Below are 18,407 nucleotides of genomic sequence, written 5' to 3'. Positions count from 1 at the left end.
GCCGCCCCTAGGGCCTGCGCGAGGAGAGGGACGATGACGAAGCACTGGAAATCACTCGTGGCGTTCGCCGCCATCGCGTGGGCAGCCATGGGGGCCGCTGCGCCCGCTCACGCCGAGACCCTGACCCTCGCCTCGCCCGACGGGAAGATCACCGTCACCGTCAAGGACGACGGTGGCCAGGCGACCTATGCCGTCGCCTACAACGGCAAGCAGGTCATCGCGCCCTCGAAGCTGGGCCTGCTCTTCGCCGAGCACCACGGCTTCGAGCGCGGGCTCGTCATCGCCGGATCGACGACCGCCACCAACGACACCACGTGGGAGCAGCCCTGGGGCGAGCGCCGGCTGGTGCGCGACCAGCACAACGAGCTCGCCGTCACCTTCCGTTCCTCTGAAGGCCCCGACCGGCAGATGACCGTCCGCTTCCGCGCCTTCGACACCGGCATCGGCTTCCGCTACGAGTTCGGTGCCCAGCCCGCGCTCGACGGCGACGTCGCGGTCGTCGAGGAACTCACCCAGTTCGGCGTCGGCGAGACAACCACCACCTGGTACACGCCCGCCGACGGCTTCAACCGCAACGAGTACATCTACCGCGTCGCCCCCGCCGGCGAGGTCGAGACCGCGCACACGCCCGCCACTTTCAAGAACCCCGACGGCATCTACATGGCGATCCACGAGGCAGGGCTCGTCGACTGGTCGTCGATGTCGCTCCTCGCGCTGCGCCCCGGCAATTTCGAGGCACGGCTGAGGAACTGGTCGGGCGGTCCGAAGGTCAAGACCAAGGCGCCCTTCAAGTCGCCGTGGCGCACGATCCAGATCGCCCCCGACGCCGTCGGCCTCATCAATTCCGACATCGTCCTCAACCTCAACGAGCCCAACAAGCTCGGCGACGTCTCCTACGCCAAGCCCGGCAAGTATGTCGGCATCTGGTGGGCGATGCACATCAACGACCGCACCTGGGCGAGCAACCGCTACCACGGCGCGACCACCGCCGAGGCCAAGCGCTACATCGACTTTGCCGCAAAGCACGGCTTTTCCGGCGTCCTCGTCGAGGGCTGGAACAAGGGCTGGGACGGCGACTGGTTCAACAACGGCGACGTCTTCAGCTTCACCGAGGCCTATCCCGACTACGACATCGAAGGCCTTGGCAAATATGCCGCCGCCAAGGGCGTCCAGCTGATCGTCCACCACGAAACGTCCGCGAACCTCACCAATTACGAGAACCAGCTGGAAGCGGGGCTCGACCTCGTGAAGAAAATCGGCTCGCACTACGTCAAGTCGGGCTATGTCTCCGACGCGGGCGACGCGGTGTGGACCGACGACAAGGGCATTCGCCACTACGAATATTACGACAGCCAGCGGATGATCGAGCACCACCTCAAGGTCATCAAGGAAGCCGCCGAGCGCCAGATCGCCATGGACACCCACGAGCCGGTCAAGGACACCGGGCTGCGGCGCACCTATCCCAACTGGATGAGCCGCGAGGGCGCGCGGGGGATGGAGTTCAACGCCTGGGGCTCGCCGCCCAATCCGCCGAGCCACGAGCCGATGCTCGCCTTCACCGCGCTCCTCGCCGGGCCCTTCGACTACACCCCCGGCATCTTCGACCTGCGCCCCAACGAGCGCCCCCCGGTCCGCCCCGACATGCCGCGCGGCGACCCTAAGAACCGCCCGCAGACGACGCTCGCCAAGCAGCTCGCGACCTACGTGACGATCTACTCGCCGCTCCAGATGGCCGCCGACCTCCCCGAGAATTACGAGAAGCGCATGGACGCCTTCCAGTTCATCAAGGACGTCGAGGCCGACTGGGAGCAGTCGATCGCGCTCGCCGGCGAGGTCGGCGAATATGTCGCGATCGCGCGGCAGGGGCGCAAATCGAAGGAGTGGTTCCTCGGCGCAGTCACGGACGCCAATCCCCGCGACCTGTCGCTGCCGCTCAGCTTCCTCGAGCCGGGCCGCAAATACCGCGCCCAGATCTACCGCGACGGCCCGCACGCGCATTGGGATTACAACCCCTATGACATCGTGATCGAGGAAAAGGTCGTCACCGGCGGCGACACCTTCGCGGTGCACCTTGCTGCCTCGGGCGGGGTGGCGGTGCGGTTCATTCCGGTGAAGTGAGGGGGCGGGAGCCTCGGGGATGATCCTTCGTCGCCCCGTGCTTGACACGGGGCTAGGCTTTTCTTGCATGGTGTACGCCAACGGAAGCCTAGCCCCGTGTCCTCGGCCTTCGCCGGGGCAGGCAAGCACGGGGCGACGGTGGAGAGGATGGCAGCTTAAGCCATCTCGCCACCGAAAGCGGACATTCTGGAAGCGACCCCGTTGCGGACATCGTACGGGCCCACCCCCAGCCCCTCCCGCAGGCGGGAGGGGAGCGAGACTTAGCGCGCCGTAGGTGCGCTTAGTCGCAGCGGGGTGGGCATGAGGGAGCGTCCGGAAACCACCCACTTGCCGACATTCGCCCCCTAATCGCCATCACCCAAAAGCCCCCGCCCCCCAACACAAAGAGGGCGGCCGCCTTCCCCCAAAGGCGACCGCCCTCACTCCCGTCCAAGGGAGAACCGGTAGTCCTGTCAGTCGGCAAGCCTCAGGCGGCGGTTGCCATCCGGGCGAGTTCGCAATGCGACCAGATCTCGCTCAATGCCTTGATCAGCCGGTCGATGTCGCCATCCGAATGCACCGGCGAGGGCGTGACGCGCAGCCGCTCGGTGCCGACGGGCACGGTCGGGTAATTGATCGGCTGCACATAGATGCCGTGGTTGTCCATCAGCCAGTCGCTGATCATCTTGCACTTCTTGGCGTCCCCAACCATCACCGGGATGATGTGGCTCGGGTTGTCCAAGTGCGGGATGCCCATGATGTCGAGCGCACGGCGCACCTGCGCCACGCGCTTCTGCTGGAGCTCGCGCTCCTCGCTCGAGACCTTGAGGTGGCGGATGCTTGCCGCAGCGCCCGCCGCGACGGCGGGGGGGAGGGCGGTCGAGAAGATGAAGCCGCTCGCGAAAGAGCGAACGAAATCAACGAGGTTTGCGCTCGCCGCGATGTAGCCACCCATCACCCCGAAGGCCTTGCCGAGGGTCCCCTCGATCACGGTGATGCGGTCCATCAGCCCCTCGCGTTCGGCGATCCCGCCACCGCGCGGGCCGTAGAGGCCGACCGCGTGGACCTCGTCGATATAGCTCATCGCGCCGTGCTTCTCGCAGACGTCGAGGATCTCGGCGATCGGCGCGATGTCGCCGTCCATCGAGTAGACGCTTTCGAAGGCGACCAGCTTGGGCACCTCGGGGCCGTACATCGAGAGCAGCTCGTCCAAGTGCGCGACGTCGTTGTGCTTCCAGATCTTGTACGGCGCCCGCGAATAGCGGATGCCCTCGATCATCGAGGCGTGGTTCAAGGCGTCGGAGAACACCACGCAGCCCGGGATCTTGCCCGCCAGCGTGCCGAGGCCCGCCCAGTTCGAGACGTAGCCCGAGGTGAACAGCAGCGCCGCCTCCTTGCCGTGGAGGTCGGCAAGTTCGGCTTCGAGTTCAACGTGATAGTGGTTGGTCCCCGAGATGTTGCGCGTGCCGCCCGCGCCCGCGCCGCACTCGTCGAGGCAGGCGTGCATCGCCTCGAGCACCGCGGGGTGCTGGCCCATGCCGAGGTAGTCGTTCGAGCACCACACGGTTACGGCCTGCGTCTCCTCGGCGATGAAGCGGGTCGCGTGCGGGAAGCGCCCGCGGTGGCGCTTGATGTCGGTGAACACCCGGTAGCGGCCATCGGCGCGCACGGTGTCGAGTTCGCCGGCGAAATAGGCTTCGAAGTCCATCGGGGTTCCCTTGGTGGTGTGTGTCGTCATGCGTTGTCGTTCCCTTGTGCCCCTGCACGGGTCGGGATGGCCCAGCCCCACAGCATCCCGTCGCGGAACGGGAGGGCGAGGAAGAGGTGTTCGAGCACGCCGAGGAAGGCGAGCGTGGTGAGGAGGCTCGCGCCGACCATCGCGGCGCTGCCTGCCGGGGCGGCGAGGGCGAGCGCGGCGAACCAGGCAGTCGCCGAGGCGATGGCGGCGATCGAGGCTGCGAGCAGCACCGTCATGCGGCTGCGTCCGAAATAGGTCTTGAGGTAGGCCAGATGCGCGGGCAGCATTTCCGAAGTCGAATTGGGCACGCCCACGAAAAGGTTGATCTTCGAAATCAGCCGCATCGCGAACATCAGCACGAACACGGTCGCGCCGATCTGGTTCGGGACGTTCCACGAGAGCGAGATGAGCAGGAGCGCGGTGACTGCGAGTGCGACCTCGTGGTGCATCATCGTCGCGGCGGCCTGGCGGAAGCGCGCGATGCCGGTCAGCGCCGGGTCGGCCGGCTCGCGGCGCGGCCCCGCGGCGGCGCCGGTGAGGAAGGCGAGCTCGTGCCAGCCCCACACCATCAGCGCGCCGACGAACGACAGGTAGACCGCCCAGACCTCGGCCGAGAGCGAGGCGACGAGGATCACTACTAGGCCCGCAATCCCGGCGACGCTGCCGATCATCAGGCTGCGCGAGAAGGTGGCGCGCTCGCGGTTGTCGGCCCAGGCGATGAGCCCGGTCGCGACGAACCAGATCGCCACCGTCACGATGAACGGCAGGACATGGCCGCTCCAGCTCACCATGCCGGCTGGAGCCGGATCGAGCGGGGCAGGGCGTTGGGCTTGGGGGCCTGGAGATACATCCGTGCGAAGGCGAGGCCCGCGCCCGCCGCCCCGGTGACGCGCTTGACGAGCCCGCCGAGGCCGCCCTCTTCCTTGCCCTCCTCGATGCGCGCGGCGGCGAGGCGGAGCTTCTCCATCTGGCGGCGGAAGGCGGGGCTATCGATGTCGAGCTCGACCGGGAAGACCTGGCGGGCGATCTGGTTGCAGATCGCGAAGACCTTGTAGTCGTACTCGGTCGGGTCCACCCCGAGCGCGGCGTGGAACACCGGGCGGTTGTGATCGCGCACGTACATCGTCGCGTAGACCGACAGCAGGAAGAAGCGCACCCACAGCTTGTTGGCGCCCTCGAGCAGCTTGGGGTCCGAGCGCAGCAGCATGGCGAAGGCCTCGCCGTGGCGGAACTCGTCGTTGCACCACTCCTCGAACCAGTCGAAGATCGGGTGGAACTTGTATTGCGGGTTTCTCGCGAGGTGCCGGAAGATCGTGATGTAGCGCGCGTAGCCGATCTTCTCGGACAGATAGACCGCGTAGAAGATGAACTTCGGCTTGAAGTAGGTGTATTTCTTGGTCTTCGTCAGATAGCCGAGGTCGACGCCGATTCCGGCATCCTTGAGGCTTTCGTTGATGAAGCCGGCATGGCGGCTTTCGTCGCGGGCGAGCAGGCGGAAGAGCTGCTTGACGTCGGGGTTCTTGGTCCGCCGCGCGATTTCGGCATAGAGCACGCAGCCCGAGAACTCGCTCGTCATCGAGCTGACGAGGAAATCGGTGAACTCCTGGCGCAGCGCCGGCTCGAGCCCTTCGATCACGCCCTTGAAGGCGTCGGTGTGCTTGAAGTGGAGTTTGTTCGGATCGCCCACCATGTCCGCGATCAGCTGGTCCCATTCGGCGCGCACCGGCGACACGTCGATCGCGTCGAGCGCGTCGAAATCGGTGGTGTAGAAGCGCGGGGTCAGCATCGTGTCCTGCGTCGCCAGCGCCATCGCCTCCTCGCTGGTCATCGGCTTGTAGGCGTTCATTTGATCCTCCCGGCGTTGAAGCTGACTTCGTAGAGTTCGGCGAGATCGAAATAGGCCGCGAGCCTGGTGAGGCCGCGCAGCAGCGGGGAGGCGCGGGTCACCGTGGCGCGGCGCTCGAACACCTGGCGTGTGCCGAAGGGGATCTGGATCGGCGCGCCGTGGACGCGGACCTTGTCACCGGGCTGGATCGCCACCTCCTGCGCGAGCTCGACATGGGCGTGGAACGCCTCGGAGCTCTGCTCGACCGTGATCGTGCAGGGCAGCTCGAAAGTTTCGCGGGCGAGCAGCGACAGCGGCATCAGCGGGTCTCCGCCTTCGGGGGGAGCATGTCGGCATAGACCTTGCGGTTGTCCGGCCCGAAGGAGCTCACCTCGACGCTGCGCCCGGTGGCGGGGTCGGCGAGGGTCAGGGTGTCGTTGGTCCAGCGGGTGAGGGTGAAGGGCACCTCGGGTCCGATGTCGCGGATGCGGCGCTGGTGGACGAGACTGCGCACCGTCGCACGGATGAAGCCGCCCTCGCCCTGGCCGAAGCGCGCGAGCACCTCGCCGGTCGCGCCGTCCTCGACCCGCACCGTGCCGTCGGCCTCGTCGTAGAACTTGAGCGGGCGCTCGGCCGAGACCGTCACCCCGGCCGCGGCGCGCGCCTCGGCGGGCACGGCCTCGCGCTCGAACCAGCCGAGCCGCACCGAGGCGGTCAGCGCCAGCGAGATCGCGATGATCCCGCCGGCGAGAACCAGCGGCGCCCGGCTGACGGTGACCTCGTCCTTCTCGTATTCGCGAACGATCATGCGGGGGCTCCCTCAAGTCCCGGTTCGCCGCGCAGGACCGGCGCCCGGCGGCCGGTCGCCGCCGCGGGCTGCCCCAGCGTCTGCCCGCCGGCCGGGGCGGCTTCCTTGATCTCGCTCAAATTGCGATCGATCGCTCCGAACCGCGCGCGGGCCTCGGCGATCATCTGCGCGAGCGCCGCCGCGTCGGGCACCGCGCGCAGCATCGGCTGCGGCATGGCGTAGTGCCAGGGGCGCACGTGCGGCCAGAGCAGCAGGTTGCCGAGCATCCGTTCGCCCGAGAGCTCGAAAGCGATGTCGCCATGCCCCTTGCCGCGCAGCCTGAGATGGGCGGCGGTGACCTGCTTCAGCGGGATGTTGACCCGCGTCTCGATCGCCATGCCGATGCGCATGATCAGCCGCGTGTCGGTGAGGATGTAGAGCGTGGTGCGCGCGCTCATCCAGGCAAGGCCGTAGAGAAGCGCCGTCAGCGCGATGCCGAGCCCCGCCGCGACCAGCGCCGCATCGGTCCTGCCGAGCACCACCGCTACTCCTGCGAGCGCGGCCATGTAGAGGCCGAGCGTGCGGGTGTGGAAGGCGGTGCGGGCGAGGAGGCCGACTTGCGGGCGGCCCTTCCACAGCACCGCCTCGTCAGGCTGCGGCGTGCCCATGCGGTCGCCGAAGGCCCGGGGACCGTCGTTCTCGAGCGCGGAATGGTCGCGCCCGGCGGCGACCGGCGCTGCCGCCCCCGCCGCAGGGCCCGATCCAGCCGCAGGGTCGTTCAGAGCCATGCTTCCGACCTTTCAGGCGTCGCATACATGTAACCGCCGCCGAAATAGGCCTGGATGCGGTCTTCCTCGTAGCGGGTGATGATCCCGGCGGTCTCGATCGCGGGCACGTCCTCGAACTGCGCGGCAGTGATCGCGTCGATCTCGACCAGCTCCGGGCGGTCGCCGAAGAAGCCCTTGGTCTGGACCACTGCGACCGGCATCGGGGCGAGCACCTTCTTGCCGCTGGTGGTCTCGACCTCGAGGTAGCGGATGATGTGTTCGGCCTGGTCGACCCACACGTCGCTGACCTTGCCGACCACCTGCTTGTCGGCGCCGATCACGGTCCAGCCGACGAGCTGGGGGTCGTTCGGCGCGATCACCAGCTCGTGGCTCTGCGCGATCGGCACGATGCGCGGGCGGCCGTCGAAGGTGAGGTCGGGATACTTGGAGCGGTTCGCCCAGGCGGCCGGACCCATGCCGTCGATCATCGGGTTGCCGGTCGGCACCAGCGGGGCGCCGGCGGCGCGGAAGGCCTGGACGGCGGGGACGTTGATGTCGTCGCGGGCGACGTCCTCGGGCACGTAGGTGCCGCGGCCGTTGGGCAGCTGGAAGACCTTCTTGTCGCCGTCGGTGATCTTGATCGGGTGGATGCGCCCGGTGTCCTCGTCCTCGAGCGGGTAGCCCTCGCGGCGGCTTTCGCGGTTGAGGTAGAAGACGAGGGCGATGAAGAAGCCCAGGAAGGTCAGGAAGGCGAGCTCGGCAACATCGAAGGTGCCGACGATATAGGCAGCGTTCATTTCACATTCCTCTCGTGAAACAGGCCGGCTGAGGCGGAGCCGGGGAAGGATCGGGACGGGCGGGCACGGGTAATCATGTCGGGAACTCCATCAGGCCGAAGGGCTGGCCCTGCTGTTCAGGTGCGTCGGGATCCCGGCGCTGGTAGGAGACCAGCGGGCCGATCGCGACGAGGCCTGCGAGGAGGAGCGCGATCTCGAGGATGTAGACCGTGCCGTAGCCGGTCGCGCGCATCGCCATGCTGGCGGCGGGCGCGTCGCTCCTGAGGAGCGCCGCGACCCCGTCGCGCAGCAAGCCGCCGACCGCGATGCCGAGCCCCGCGCAGGTCGCCTGCACCGAGCCCCATGCGCCGAGCGCCAGCCCCGCGCCGTCGGCGGCGGCGAGGTTCATCGCCTCCATCAGCGTGCCGACCGAGAACAGGCCGAGCCCGACCCCGATGCCGAGTGCACCGGCATAAAGCATCACCGGCTCCGAGAAAGGCCCGGCGAAGAGCACCAGCAGGAAAGCGTTGATCCCGATCACCATGCCCGTTCCCGCGAGCCGCAGCGGGTCCCACCCGCGCGCGAGCGCCGCGCCGGCGAGGGTGAAGCCGGTGAGCGAGCCCAGCGCCCAGGCCCCGGTCAGCCCGGTCGTCCCGCCGACCGAGAGCTTGAGGATCTCGCCGCCATAGGGCTCGAGCAGGGCGTCCTGCATGGCGAAGCCCGCCGCGCCGATGCCGATCGCGATCAGCAGCCGGGCGTTGCGGCCATTGCTGACGAACTCGCGCCACAGCTCGCGGAAGCCCGGCTGGTCGGGCTCGGGCCCCTTGGTGAGCGCCGGATTGCGCGCCTCCTGCTTCCAGATCGCGGTGACATTGAGGATCACGCTGAGGACCGCGCAGCCCTGGATCACCTGGACGAGCTTGGTCGCCGAGAAATCCGCGAGGATCCCGCCGATCACGAAGGCCGAGAACATCATGCCGATCAGCAGCGTCACGTAGTGCAGCGCCACCGCGCGCGGGCGCTTGTCCTTCGCGGCGAGGTCGGTGACCAGCGACAGCCCGGCGGTCTGGGTGACGTGGAAGCCCGTCCCGGTGAGCAGGAAGGCCACCGTCGCCGCGACGAGGCCGAGCACGAAGCGTTCGGGAATCTCGAGCAGCAGCAGCGCGAAAGGCATGATCGCCAGCCCCCCGAACTGCATGATCGTGCCGAACCAGATATAGGGCACCCGCCGCCAGCCGAGCACCGAGCGGTGGGTGTCGGACCTGTGGCCGATCAGTGCACGGAAGGGCGCGGCGAGCAGCGGCACCGCGATCAGCAGCGCCACCAGCCAGGTCGGCGTACTAAGCTCGACCACCATGACCCGGTTCAAGGTGCCGTTGAGCAGCACCGTCGCCATGCCGACGCTCACCTGGAACAGCGAGAGGCGCAGCAGGCGCGGCAGGGGCAGGTCGGGGCTCGCCGCGTCCGCGAAGGGCAGCATCCGGAACACCAGCTCCGCAAGGCGCGGGGGGGTCGGGCGAGCCGGGACGGTCATCCGTGCCTCACCAGCTCGAGCGCCTGCGAGGTGTAGAAGCCTGACTGGATGCGCTGCGTGCGCCCGATGCTCCAGCCGCTGAGACGCGCCAGCCGCTCGCGCAGCTTGGCCTCGGCGACGGGTACGATCGCGGGGCTGCGGTCCGACTTGGGGAAGACCTTGCCGATATTGTGCATCGCCGCGAGCAGCTTCGTGCGCGGGGCGAAGGTGAAGAGGATCGAGTGCGTGGTGCGGCTCGCCAACCGGGCGAGCGCGGCGACGAGGTCCTCGGGCTGGTAGTGGATCAGCGAATCCATCGCCACGACATGCGCGAAGGTGCCCAAGGCCGGGTCGAGCATGTCGCCCGCAAGCCAGGTGATCCGACCGTGGCCGATGAAGGAGGGCGTGCGCTGGCGGGCGACGTCGACGAGGCCGGCGGCGACGTCGATCCCGGTCACCTCGGCGCCCCGGCAGGCGGCCGCGACCGCCAGCGATCCGGTCCCGCAGCCGGCATCGAGGATGCGGGTGCGCCGGAGGTCTGTCGGCAGCCAGTCCAGCAGCGCCCCGCGCATCGCGTCACGCCCGGCGCGCACGGTCGCGCGGATGCCGGAGACCTTGGCGTCGGAGGTGAGGTCGATCCACGCCTGGCGCGCGGTGCTGTCGAAATAGGTCGCCAGCGCTTCGCGGCGGGTGTCGTAATCGGAGGGGAGCCGGGTCGCCATCACTCGAACCCCAGGAAGTCGAAGATGTCGCGGTCCTTCATCGGCTGGGCGAGGCTCGGCTCGACCCCGTCCCAGAGCATCTGCGCGAGCCGCAGGTATTCGTTCTGGGCCTCGACCACCTCGGGATCGTCGCCCATCTCGAACAGGGTGCACTTCTTGAGGCGCGAGCGGCGGATCGCGTCGACATCGCGGAAATGCGCGAGGCGCTGCATCCCGATGCGGTCGCAGAAGCGGTCGATCTCGTCGGTCTCGCGGCTGCGGTTGGCGACCACGCCGGCAAGGCGCACGTCGTAGTTCTTGGACTTCGCGCCGATCGCCGCGACGATGCGGTTCATGGCGAAGATCGAATCGAAATCGTTGGCGGCGACCACGATCGCGCGCTCGGCATGCTGGAGCGGGGCGGCGAACCCGCCGCACACCACGTCGCCGAGCACGTCGAAGATCACGACGTCGGTCTCCTCGAGCAGGTGGTGCTGCTTCAGCAGCTTGACCGTCTGCCCGACGACATAGCCGCCGCATCCGGTGCCCGCCGGCGGCCCGCCCGCCTCGACGCACATCACCCCGTTGTAGCCTTCGAACATGTAGTCCTCGGGCCGCAGTTCCTCGGAGTGGAACTCGACCGTCTCGAGCACGTCGATGACCGTCGGCATCAGCTTCTTGGTGAGCGTGAAGGTGCTGTCGTGCTTGGGATCGCAGCCGATCTGGAGCACCCGGTGGCCGAGCTTCGAGAAGGCCGCCGAGAGGTTCGAGGAGGTCGTCGACTTGCCGATCCCGCCCTTGCCGTAGACCGCGAAGACCTTCGCGCCGCCGATCCGGTCGCGCGGGTCGAGCTGGACCTGAACCGAGCCCTCGCCGTCGGGAGGGCTGAAGGCGGAGCGGGGGTTGTGCAGGTTCATGCGAGCGATCCCTTTGTCATTCGGCCGGGAACACGCCTTCGAGGCGGTCCTCCAGCTCGTCGTTTGCTTCGCGCAAGGCGGCGAGCGTCGCCTCGTCCGGCTCCCACAAATGGCGGTCGCAGGCTTCGAGCAGGCGTCCGGCGACGCGGCCCGCGCTCTTGGGGTTCAAGGCCGAGAGCCGCCGCCGCATCTCGGCATCGAGCACGAAGGTCTCGGAAATCTTCTGATAGACCCACGGCGCGACCTGACCGGTGGTCGCCGACCAGCCGAGCGTGCTGGTCACATGCCCCTCGATCTGGCGCACGCCCTCGAAGCCGTGCTCGAGCAGGCCCTCGAACCACTTGGGGTTGAGGGTGCGGGTGCGCGCCTCGAGGTCGATCTGTTCGGCGAGCGTCCTCACCTTGGTGCGCCCGCGGGTCGCATCGAGGATGTAGACCGGGGTCTCGGCGCCCTTGGCGCGGGCGACCGAGCGGGTCACCCCGCCGAGGCCGTCGACATACTGGTCGACGTCGTTGATCCCGAGCTCGATGCTCTCGAGGTTCTGGTAGGTGAAATCGACCGTGCCGAGGGCGCTCTGGAACAGCTCGCGCTGCTGCACCGGCTTGCCGCCGACCCCGTAGGCGAAGCCCTTGTTGACCTCGAAGGCGTTGGCGAGCTCGTCCGGATCGGCCCAGACGCCGCCCTCGATCATCTGGTTGACGTTGGCGCCGTAGGCCCCCTCGGCGTTGGAGAAGACACGCAGCGCTGCGGTCTCGAGGTCGCAGCCGTGCCGCTCCATCTGCGCGAGCGTGTGCTTGCGGACGAAATTGGCCGCGAGCGGCTCGTCCTCGGCGCGGCTGGCGAGCAGCGCGGCCTCGGCGAGCATCCGGGTCTGCATCGGCAGGAGGTCGCGGAAGATCCCGGAGAGGGTCATCACCACGTCGATCCGCGGACGGCCGAGCTCTGCGAGCGGGATCAGCTCCGCGCCGGCAAGGCGGCCATAGGTGTCGCGCCGGGGCCGCGCGCCCATCAGGGTCATCGCCTGGGCGATCTGCACGCCTTCGGACTTCATGTTGTCCGTGCCCCACAGCACCATCGCGATGCTCTCGGGGAAGGGCTGCCCGCTCTCGACATGGCGAGCGACCAGCCGCTCGGCCTGCTCGCTGCCCATCCGGCACGCGAATGACGAGGGCAGGAGGAAGGGGTCGAAGCCGTGGATGTTGCGCCCGGTGGGAAGCACATCGGGGTTCACCACCACATCGCCGCCGGGTGCGGGGAGGACGAAGCCGCCGTCGAGCGCGTGGATCAGCGCCCCGAGTTCGTCCGAACTGTCGAGCTTCGCGGCGAGCCGCGCCCGGTCGGGCGTCGGACCGTCGTGGCTGCCCGCTTCCATCATCGCATCGAGCATGTCCTCGCGCTCGGCCCCTTGCGGGTTGCGGCCGAAGACGTGGAGGCCATGCGGGATCAGCGCCTCCTCCATCTCGTAGAGCCGCGCGGGCAGCTCGCCGATCTCGGTGTAGGCGATGTCGAGCGCCTCGCACTGGTCGGCGATCAGCTGCGCGAGGTCGGCGCGCTCTTCGGCGTGGGTCTCGTCGTCGATGGTCGCCCGCCAGCGCTCGACGCTCGCCTTCAGCTCGGTAAGGCCCTTGTAGAGCCCGGCCTGGGCGAGCGGCGGGGTGAGGTAGCTGATGAGGGTCGCGCCCGAGCGGCGCTTGGCCAGCATGCCTTCCGAGGGGTTGTTGGCGGCATAGAGGTAGAAATTGGGGGTGTCGCCGATCAGCCGGTCCGGCCAGCACTGGCCCGACATCCCCGCCTGCTTGCCCGGCATGAACTCGAGCGCGCCGTGGGTCCCGAAGTGGAGGATCGCGTGAGCCCCGAAGTCCTCGCGGATCCAGCGATAGAAGGCGCTGAAGGCGTGGGTCGGCGCGAAGCTGCCCTCGAACAGCAGCCGCATCGGATCGCCCTCGATCCCGAAGCCGGGCTGGACGCCGACGAAGACATTGCCGAACTGCGCGCCCTGGACGAGGATGTGCCCGCCGTCCGAGAGCTGCCTGCCGGGCGCCGGACCCCAGGCGGCCTCGATCTCGGCGAGGTAGGGCTCGCGCGCGACGTGCTCGTCGGCCGGGATCTTGTGGGCCACGTTCGCGTCGGTGCCGTAGCGGTCGGAATTGCCCCCCAGCAGCGCGTCGCGCATCGCATCGACGCTCTCGGGCACATCGACGGTGTAGCCCTCCGCCTTGAGCCGCTTGAGCGTCTCGTAGAGGCTCTCGTGCACCGCCATGAAGGCCGCGGTGCCGGTCGCCCCGGCATTGGGCGGGAAGTTGAAGACGACGATCGCGAGCTTGCGGTTCGCGCGCTCGGCGCGGCGCAGGCGGATCAGCTGGACGGTCTTGGCGGCGAGCGCCTCGGCGCGCTCGGCGCAGGCCTGCATCGGGCGCGCCTTCTCGGCCGCGGGCCGCGCGCAGTGACGCTCGCAGCCGTTGCAGCACTCGCCTGATCCGGCGCGGCCGCCGAAGACGTGCGGGACGGTCGAGCCGTCGAGCTCCGGAAGGGCGACCATCATCGTCGCCTCGAGCGGGAGCAGGCCCTGCGGCCGGTGCGCCCATTCCTCGATGGTCTGGAACTCGATCGCGTGGGCGGCGAGATAGGGCAGGTCGAGCCGCGCCAGCACCTCGCGCGCCGCCTCAGCGTCGCTATAGGCGGGGCCCCCGACCAGCGAGAAGCCGGTGAGGTTGACGACGGCATCGACCGTCGGCCGGCCGTCGGAGCCGATGAAGAACTGCTCGATGGCGGGCCGCGCGTCGAGCCCGGCGGCGAACACCGGCACGACCTTGAGCCCCGCCGCCTCGAACGCCGCGATGGCGCCGTCGTAATGCGCGCTGTCGCGGCCGAGCAGGTAGGAGCGCAGCAGGATCAGCCCGACCGTGCCCTCGCGCCCCTCGCCGCGCGGCAGGAGACGCAGGCTCTCGGAGATGCGCTGCTGGGTGGCGGGATGGTAGACCCCGGTCTCGGGATATTCGAGCGGCTCGGCCGCCTTGGTGATGCCGCGGCGATACATCCGCTCGCCCGCGGCATAGCGGTCGATCAGCGCGCGGACCATCGCCACCACGTTCTCGTCCGAGCCCGCGAGCCAGTATTGCAGCGTGAGGAAATAGGCGCGCACGTCCTGTGCGGTGCCGGGGATGAACCGCAGCAGCTTGGGCAGGCGGCGCAGCATCTTCATCTGCCCCGCGCCCGAATTGCCGCCCGGCTTCGGCGAACCGCGCAGCTTCTTGAGCAGCGCCAGCGGGCCCTTGGCGGGCGCATCCATGCGGTAGGCGCCCATCTTGGTGAGCCGCACCACCTCGCCCGCGCTCATCAGGCAGACCATCGCATCGCAGGCCTCGCGCCGCGCCTCGAGGAGCGGGAGGACCATGCGGATGTGATCGTCGAGGAACAGCATCGTCGCAATCAGGACGTCGGCCTCGGCGATGGCGGCCGTGAGCGTCTCGAACTCGGCCGGATCGCTCGCCCATTCGGCGGCGGCGTGGAGGCTGAGGAGGATGCCTTCCTTGGCGAGGGCCTCCTCGGCGCGCGAGACGGCGCCCTTCAGGTGGTTGTCGAGGGTGATGATCACCACCCGGACGGGCGCGCGCGGGTCCACGGAGGAGGACGAGGCGACACTACCGTGCATAATGCGCCTTGGCATCGTAGAGCGTGTCGAGATCGATCTGCCCGCGCCCCTCGGCGGCGGCGAAGGCCTCGGTGTTGCGCTTCGCCTTGCCGCGCACGAAGAAGGGGATCTTCTTTAGCTCGCGCTCGGCCTCGGCAGTCCAGAGCGTATCCGCCAAGTCCCCGATCGTCTCGAGCGAAGTCGAGAGACCCGGAACTGGCGATGACGCCTGTGTCTCGACTTCGCTCGACACGAACGGGACGGGTTCAGGTGTCTGCTTGCGTGGGGAATGCGCGGCATGGTGCGAGGCGCCAGCCTCGTCGGAGAACTCGAAATCGTCGCGGAACATGGTGAGGAGGTGCTCCTCGAGCCCCATCACCAGCGGGTGCACCCAGGTGTCGAAGATCACGTTCGCGCCCTCGAAACCCATTTGCGGCGAGTGGCGTGCCGGGAAGTCCTGCACGTGAACCGGGGCCGAGATCACCGCGCAGGGGAGCCCGAGGCGCTTGGCGATGTGGCGTTCCATCTGGGTGCCGAGCACCAGCTCGGGCACGGCATCGGCGATCGCGTCCTCGACCGCGAGGTGATCGTCGGTGATCAGCGGCTCGACCCCGCAGCGCGCGGCCTCGGCCCTGATCTCGCGGGCGAATTCGCGGTTGTAGCAGCCCAGGCCGCAGACCTCGAAGCCCAGTTCCTCGCGAGCGATGCGGGCGGCGGCGACGGCGTGGGTCGCATCACCGAAGATGAAGACGCGCTTGCCGGTCAGGTAGGTCGAATCGACCGACCGTGACCACCAGGGCATCCGGGAAGAGGTGTCGCCGAGGGCAGGCGTGGGATCTGCACCTGCCAGCTCGGCGACGTCGGCAATGAAAGAGCGAGTCGCTCCCACGCCGATAGGGACGGTCCGCACACAGGGTTGAGCGAAAGTGCGCTCGAGCCAGCGTGAGGCCTCATCTGCGATTTCAGGGTAGAGGACGATGTTGAAATCGGCCGCGCCGATGCGGGCGATGTCCTCGGGGGTGGCGCCCAGCGGGGCGACGAGGTTCACCTCGACGTCCAGTGCGCTGAGAATCTTGCGGATCTCGACCAGATCGTCGCGGTGGCGGAAGCCCAGCGCGGTCGGTCCGAGGATGTTGGCCCGCGCTTTCCGGCCTTGGCGGGGTTCGCGCTTGAGGCCCTTGTCGGCGAGCGCGCGGACGATCTGGTAGAAGGCCTCCGCCGCGCCCCAGTTCTCCTTGCGCTGGTAGCTGGGAAGCTCGAGCGGGATCGCCGGGCAGGGCAGGCCCATCGCCTCGGCGAGACCGGCGGGATCGTCCTGGATCAGCTCGGCGGTGCACGAGGCGCCGACGATGATCGCCTGCGGATCGAACCGCGAGACGGCCTCGCGCGCGGCATCCTGGAAAATCTGCGCGGTGTCCTTGCCGAGATCGCGCGCCTCGAAGGTGGTGTAGGTGACCGGCGGGCGCTTGCCGCGCCGCTCGATCATCGTGAACAGCAGATCGGCGTAGGTGTCACCCTGCGGCGCGTGGAGCACGTAATGCAGCTTCTCCATCGCCGTCGCGACCCGCATGGCGCCCACGTGAGGCGGCCCTTCATAGGTCCAGACGGCGAGCTGCATGGGTCTAGACCTCCAGCAGATCGCGCCGCCGCAGCGGCCGGGCAAAGAGTTCGGCGAGATCCGCGGCCTGGTCGAAGCCGTGGATCGGCGAGAAGACGAGCTCGATGGCCCACTTGGTGGTGAGCCCCTCCATCTCGAGCGGGTTGGCGAGACCGAGGCCGCACACCGTGATGTCGGGCCGGTCGGCGCGCACCCGGTCGAGCTGGCGCTCGACGTGCTGGCCTTCGGAGAGGCGCACCTCGGCGCCGATGTGCTCTAGCTCGCGGGCGAGGTGCGCGCGGTGAAGGTAGGGCGTCCCGACCTCGACCAGCTCCATTCCGAGCTCGTCCTGGAGGAAGCGCGCGAGCGGCACCTCGAGCTGCGAGTCGGGCAGGAAGGTGATGCGCTTGCCGGCCAGCTGCGGGTGCAGGTTGGCGAGCGCCTTCTCGGCGCGGGCGCGGGGGGCAGCGATGACCTGCTCGGCGTGCGCGGGGTCGATCCCGAAGGCGCGGGCGGCGGCGTGGAGCCAGTCCGAGGTGCCTTCGGCGCCGAACGGGAACATCGCCTCGATGCGCGTGGCACCGCGGTTTTCGAGCGCCATCGCGGTCTCGCCGAGGAAGGGCTGGGCGAGGAGATAGCGTGTGCTCGGGCCGACGCCCGGCAGGTCGCGGGCGTTGCGCGCCGGGAGCACGCCGACGCGCTCGATGCCGAGCTGGGCGAAGAGCCGCAGGAACTGGTCCTCGACGATGTCGGGCAGGCTGCCGACGATGAGCAGCTCTTTCGCCGCATCGGCGGGCAGGGCGGGCATGACCGGCACCAGAGCGGCGAGGCAGGCGTCCTCCCCTTGCGTGAAGGTCGTTTCGATGCCGCTGCCCGAGTAGTTGAGGATCCGCACCCGCGGCATGTGGATGGCGCCGAGGCGCTGCGCGGCCTTGGCAAGGTCGAGCTTGATGACCTCCGAGGGGCATGAGCCGACGAGGAACAGCGTCCTGATGTCGGGGCGGCGCTCGAGCAGGCGGTTCACGACGCGGTCGAGCTCGTCCTGGGCATCGACCATGCCGGCGAGGTCGCGCTCCTCCATGATCGCGGTGGCGAAGCGCGGCTCGGCGAAGATCATCACGCCCGCAGCCGACTGGAGGAGGTGCGCGCAGGTGCGCGAGCCGACCACGAGGAAGAAGGCGTCCTGCATCTTGCGATGCAGCCAGATGATGCCGGTGAGCCCGCAGAACACCTCGCGCTGCCCTCGCTCGCGCAGCACCGGGCGCTGCGCCTCTGCCGCGGGCCGGGCAAGCTCGGCGGTGCAGCCGTCGAGGATGGCGACCGGGCTCATGCGGCGACCGCCCGGGGCGTGGCCGCGCCTTCGAGCCGGGCCATGCGCAGCTTCCACAGGAACTGGCCGGCGTTGACGACGTAGGTGCCGTAGCCCGCCAGCGCAACCAGCATGCGCTGCTCGAGCGTGCCGATCTCTCCCAGCAGCAGCACGAGGTAGAGGCTGTGCAGCGCGAGGACGAGCATCGAGAAGACGTCTTCCCAGAAGAAGGCCTCGGCAAAGAGCCACTTGCCGAACACCACCTTCTCCCAAATCGAGCCGGTGATCATGATGGTGTAGAGCACCAGCGTCTTGGCGACGATCGAGACGTCGGCGGCGAAGGCGCCTTCGCCCGTTGCGAGGGTTCGCAGCACCAAGCCGAGGCTGACGAGGAACACCAAGAACTGCACCGGGGCGAGCACGCCCTGCACGATGGTCCAGACCGATGAGTCGCGGCGCTGCCGCTCTTCGGCGGTGTAGAGTGCTCGGCTCTTGCCCCTCTCGTGGCCCGCCCCCTTCACCGTGGTTCCGGGTTCGACCGGGGATGCCTGATCCATCCGAGTCATGCTTGCGTCAGCCTTTGTTTTCGGACTCGGAGGTTTACGCTTTCCAACTTAAGTGTCAACTCAATTGGACGTTCGATCTTGTTGACGCTCGGTCTATACTGGGTAAGGTCGTTTGCGCGAGCGGACAAAAGAGCGTAGGTTGGAGTCGCTGGCTTTTCGGGATCAGGGCCAAGGGCCTTTTTT

General features: G+C 68.6%; 15 protein-coding genes. 1 reads left to right on the top strand and 14 read right to left on the bottom strand.

From position 1 onward, the window contains the following. Window positions 1–33 precede the first annotated feature (33 nt). Window positions 34–2,118, top strand: a complete 2,085-nt coding sequence (locus tag ACLBKU_RS11610) for a glycoside hydrolase family 97 protein (protein WP_410179719.1) — start codon at window positions 34–36, stop codon at window positions 2,116–2,118. 466 nt (window positions 2,119–2,584) lie between these two features. On the opposite strand, the gene hemA is transcribed toward ACLBKU_RS11610, so the two are convergent. The 14 genes from hemA to bchF all read right to left on the bottom strand — a co-directional run bounded on the left by hemA (window position 2,585) and on the right by bchF (window position 18,215). Then, entirely contained in the window at window positions 2,585–3,805 is a 1,221-nt protein-coding gene (gene hemA, locus ACLBKU_RS11605) for a 5-aminolevulinate synthase (RefSeq protein ID WP_410180178.1), read from the bottom strand. Window positions 3,806–3,831: 26 nt separating this feature from the next. After that, complete coding sequence (gene puhE, locus ACLBKU_RS11600) at window positions 3,832–4,626, bottom strand: putative photosynthetic complex assembly protein PuhE (RefSeq protein WP_410179718.1); 795 nt, start codon at window positions 4,624–4,626, stop codon at window positions 3,832–3,834. Further along, complete coding sequence (gene acsF / locus ACLBKU_RS11595) at window positions 4,620–5,681, bottom strand: magnesium-protoporphyrin IX monomethyl ester (oxidative) cyclase (protein ID WP_410179717.1); 1,062 nt, start codon at window positions 5,679–5,681, stop codon at window positions 4,620–4,622. Before acsF ends, puhE begins: the two co-directional genes overlap by 7 nt. Then, window positions 5,678–5,980, bottom strand: a complete 303-nt coding sequence (locus ACLBKU_RS11590) for a hypothetical protein (RefSeq protein WP_410179716.1) — start codon at window positions 5,978–5,980, stop codon at window positions 5,678–5,680. Before ACLBKU_RS11590 ends, acsF begins: the two co-directional genes overlap by 4 nt. Next, complete coding sequence (gene puhC, locus ACLBKU_RS11585) at window positions 5,980–6,468, bottom strand: photosynthetic complex assembly protein PuhC (protein ID WP_410179715.1); 489 nt, start codon at window positions 6,466–6,468, stop codon at window positions 5,980–5,982. Before puhC ends, ACLBKU_RS11590 begins: the two co-directional genes overlap by 1 nt. Then, a complete protein-coding gene (gene puhB / locus ACLBKU_RS11580) occupies window positions 6,465–7,235 on the bottom strand; it encodes a photosynthetic complex putative assembly protein PuhB (protein WP_410179714.1) in 771 nt (256 codons plus the stop codon). The genes puhC and puhB overlap by 4 nt, the downstream gene beginning before the upstream one ends. After that, a complete protein-coding gene (puhA, locus tag ACLBKU_RS11575; protein WP_410179713.1) occupies window positions 7,226–8,011 on the bottom strand; it encodes a photosynthetic reaction center subunit H in 786 nt (261 codons plus the stop codon). Before puhA ends, puhB begins: the two co-directional genes overlap by 10 nt. A gap of 73 nt (window positions 8,012–8,084) precedes the next feature. Further along, window positions 8,085–9,524, bottom strand: coding sequence for a BCD family MFS transporter (locus ACLBKU_RS11570; protein ID WP_410179712.1), 1,440 nt, complete (start codon window positions 9,522–9,524; stop codon window positions 8,085–8,087). Beyond that, window positions 9,521–10,225 (bottom strand): magnesium protoporphyrin IX methyltransferase, encoded by a 705-nt coding sequence (gene bchM, locus ACLBKU_RS11565; RefSeq protein ID WP_410179711.1) that lies wholly within the window; start codon window positions 10,223–10,225, stop codon window positions 9,521–9,523. The genes ACLBKU_RS11570 and bchM overlap by 4 nt, the downstream gene beginning before the upstream one ends. Further along, window positions 10,225–11,121 carry a ferredoxin:protochlorophyllide reductase (ATP-dependent) iron-sulfur ATP-binding protein gene (gene bchL, locus ACLBKU_RS11560; protein ID WP_410179710.1) on the bottom strand — a complete coding sequence of 299 codons (897 nt, stop codon included), beginning with the start codon at window positions 11,119–11,121 and terminating at the stop codon, window positions 10,225–10,227. The genes bchM and bchL overlap by 1 nt, the downstream gene beginning before the upstream one ends. Before the next feature lie 16 nt (window positions 11,122–11,137). Beyond that, window positions 11,138–14,773, bottom strand: coding sequence for a magnesium chelatase subunit H (locus ACLBKU_RS11555; protein WP_410179709.1), 3,636 nt, complete (start codon window positions 14,771–14,773; stop codon window positions 11,138–11,140). Continuing rightward, window positions 14,763–16,370, bottom strand: a complete 1,608-nt coding sequence (gene bchB, locus ACLBKU_RS11550) for a ferredoxin:protochlorophyllide reductase (ATP-dependent) subunit B (protein WP_410179708.1) — start codon at window positions 16,368–16,370, stop codon at window positions 14,763–14,765. Before bchB ends, ACLBKU_RS11555 begins: the two co-directional genes overlap by 11 nt. A gap of 4 nt (window positions 16,371–16,374) precedes the next feature. Next, on the bottom strand, window positions 16,375–17,679 hold the full coding sequence (locus ACLBKU_RS11545; RefSeq protein WP_410179707.1) for a ferredoxin:protochlorophyllide reductase (ATP-dependent) subunit N: 1,305 nt from the start codon (window positions 17,677–17,679) through the stop codon (window positions 16,375–16,377). After that, a complete protein-coding gene (bchF, locus tag ACLBKU_RS11540; RefSeq protein WP_410179706.1) occupies window positions 17,676–18,215 on the bottom strand; it encodes a 2-vinyl bacteriochlorophyllide hydratase in 540 nt (179 codons plus the stop codon). The genes ACLBKU_RS11545 and bchF overlap by 4 nt, the downstream gene beginning before the upstream one ends. Window positions 18,216–18,407 lie beyond the last annotated feature (192 nt).

The organism is Erythrobacter sp. NE805 (assembly GCF_046452355.1).
GTDB lineage: Bacteria > Pseudomonadota > Alphaproteobacteria > Sphingomonadales > Sphingomonadaceae > Erythrobacter.
Note: the sequence above shows the minus strand (reverse complement) of the source record. Positions and strands in the feature narration are given on the sequence as shown.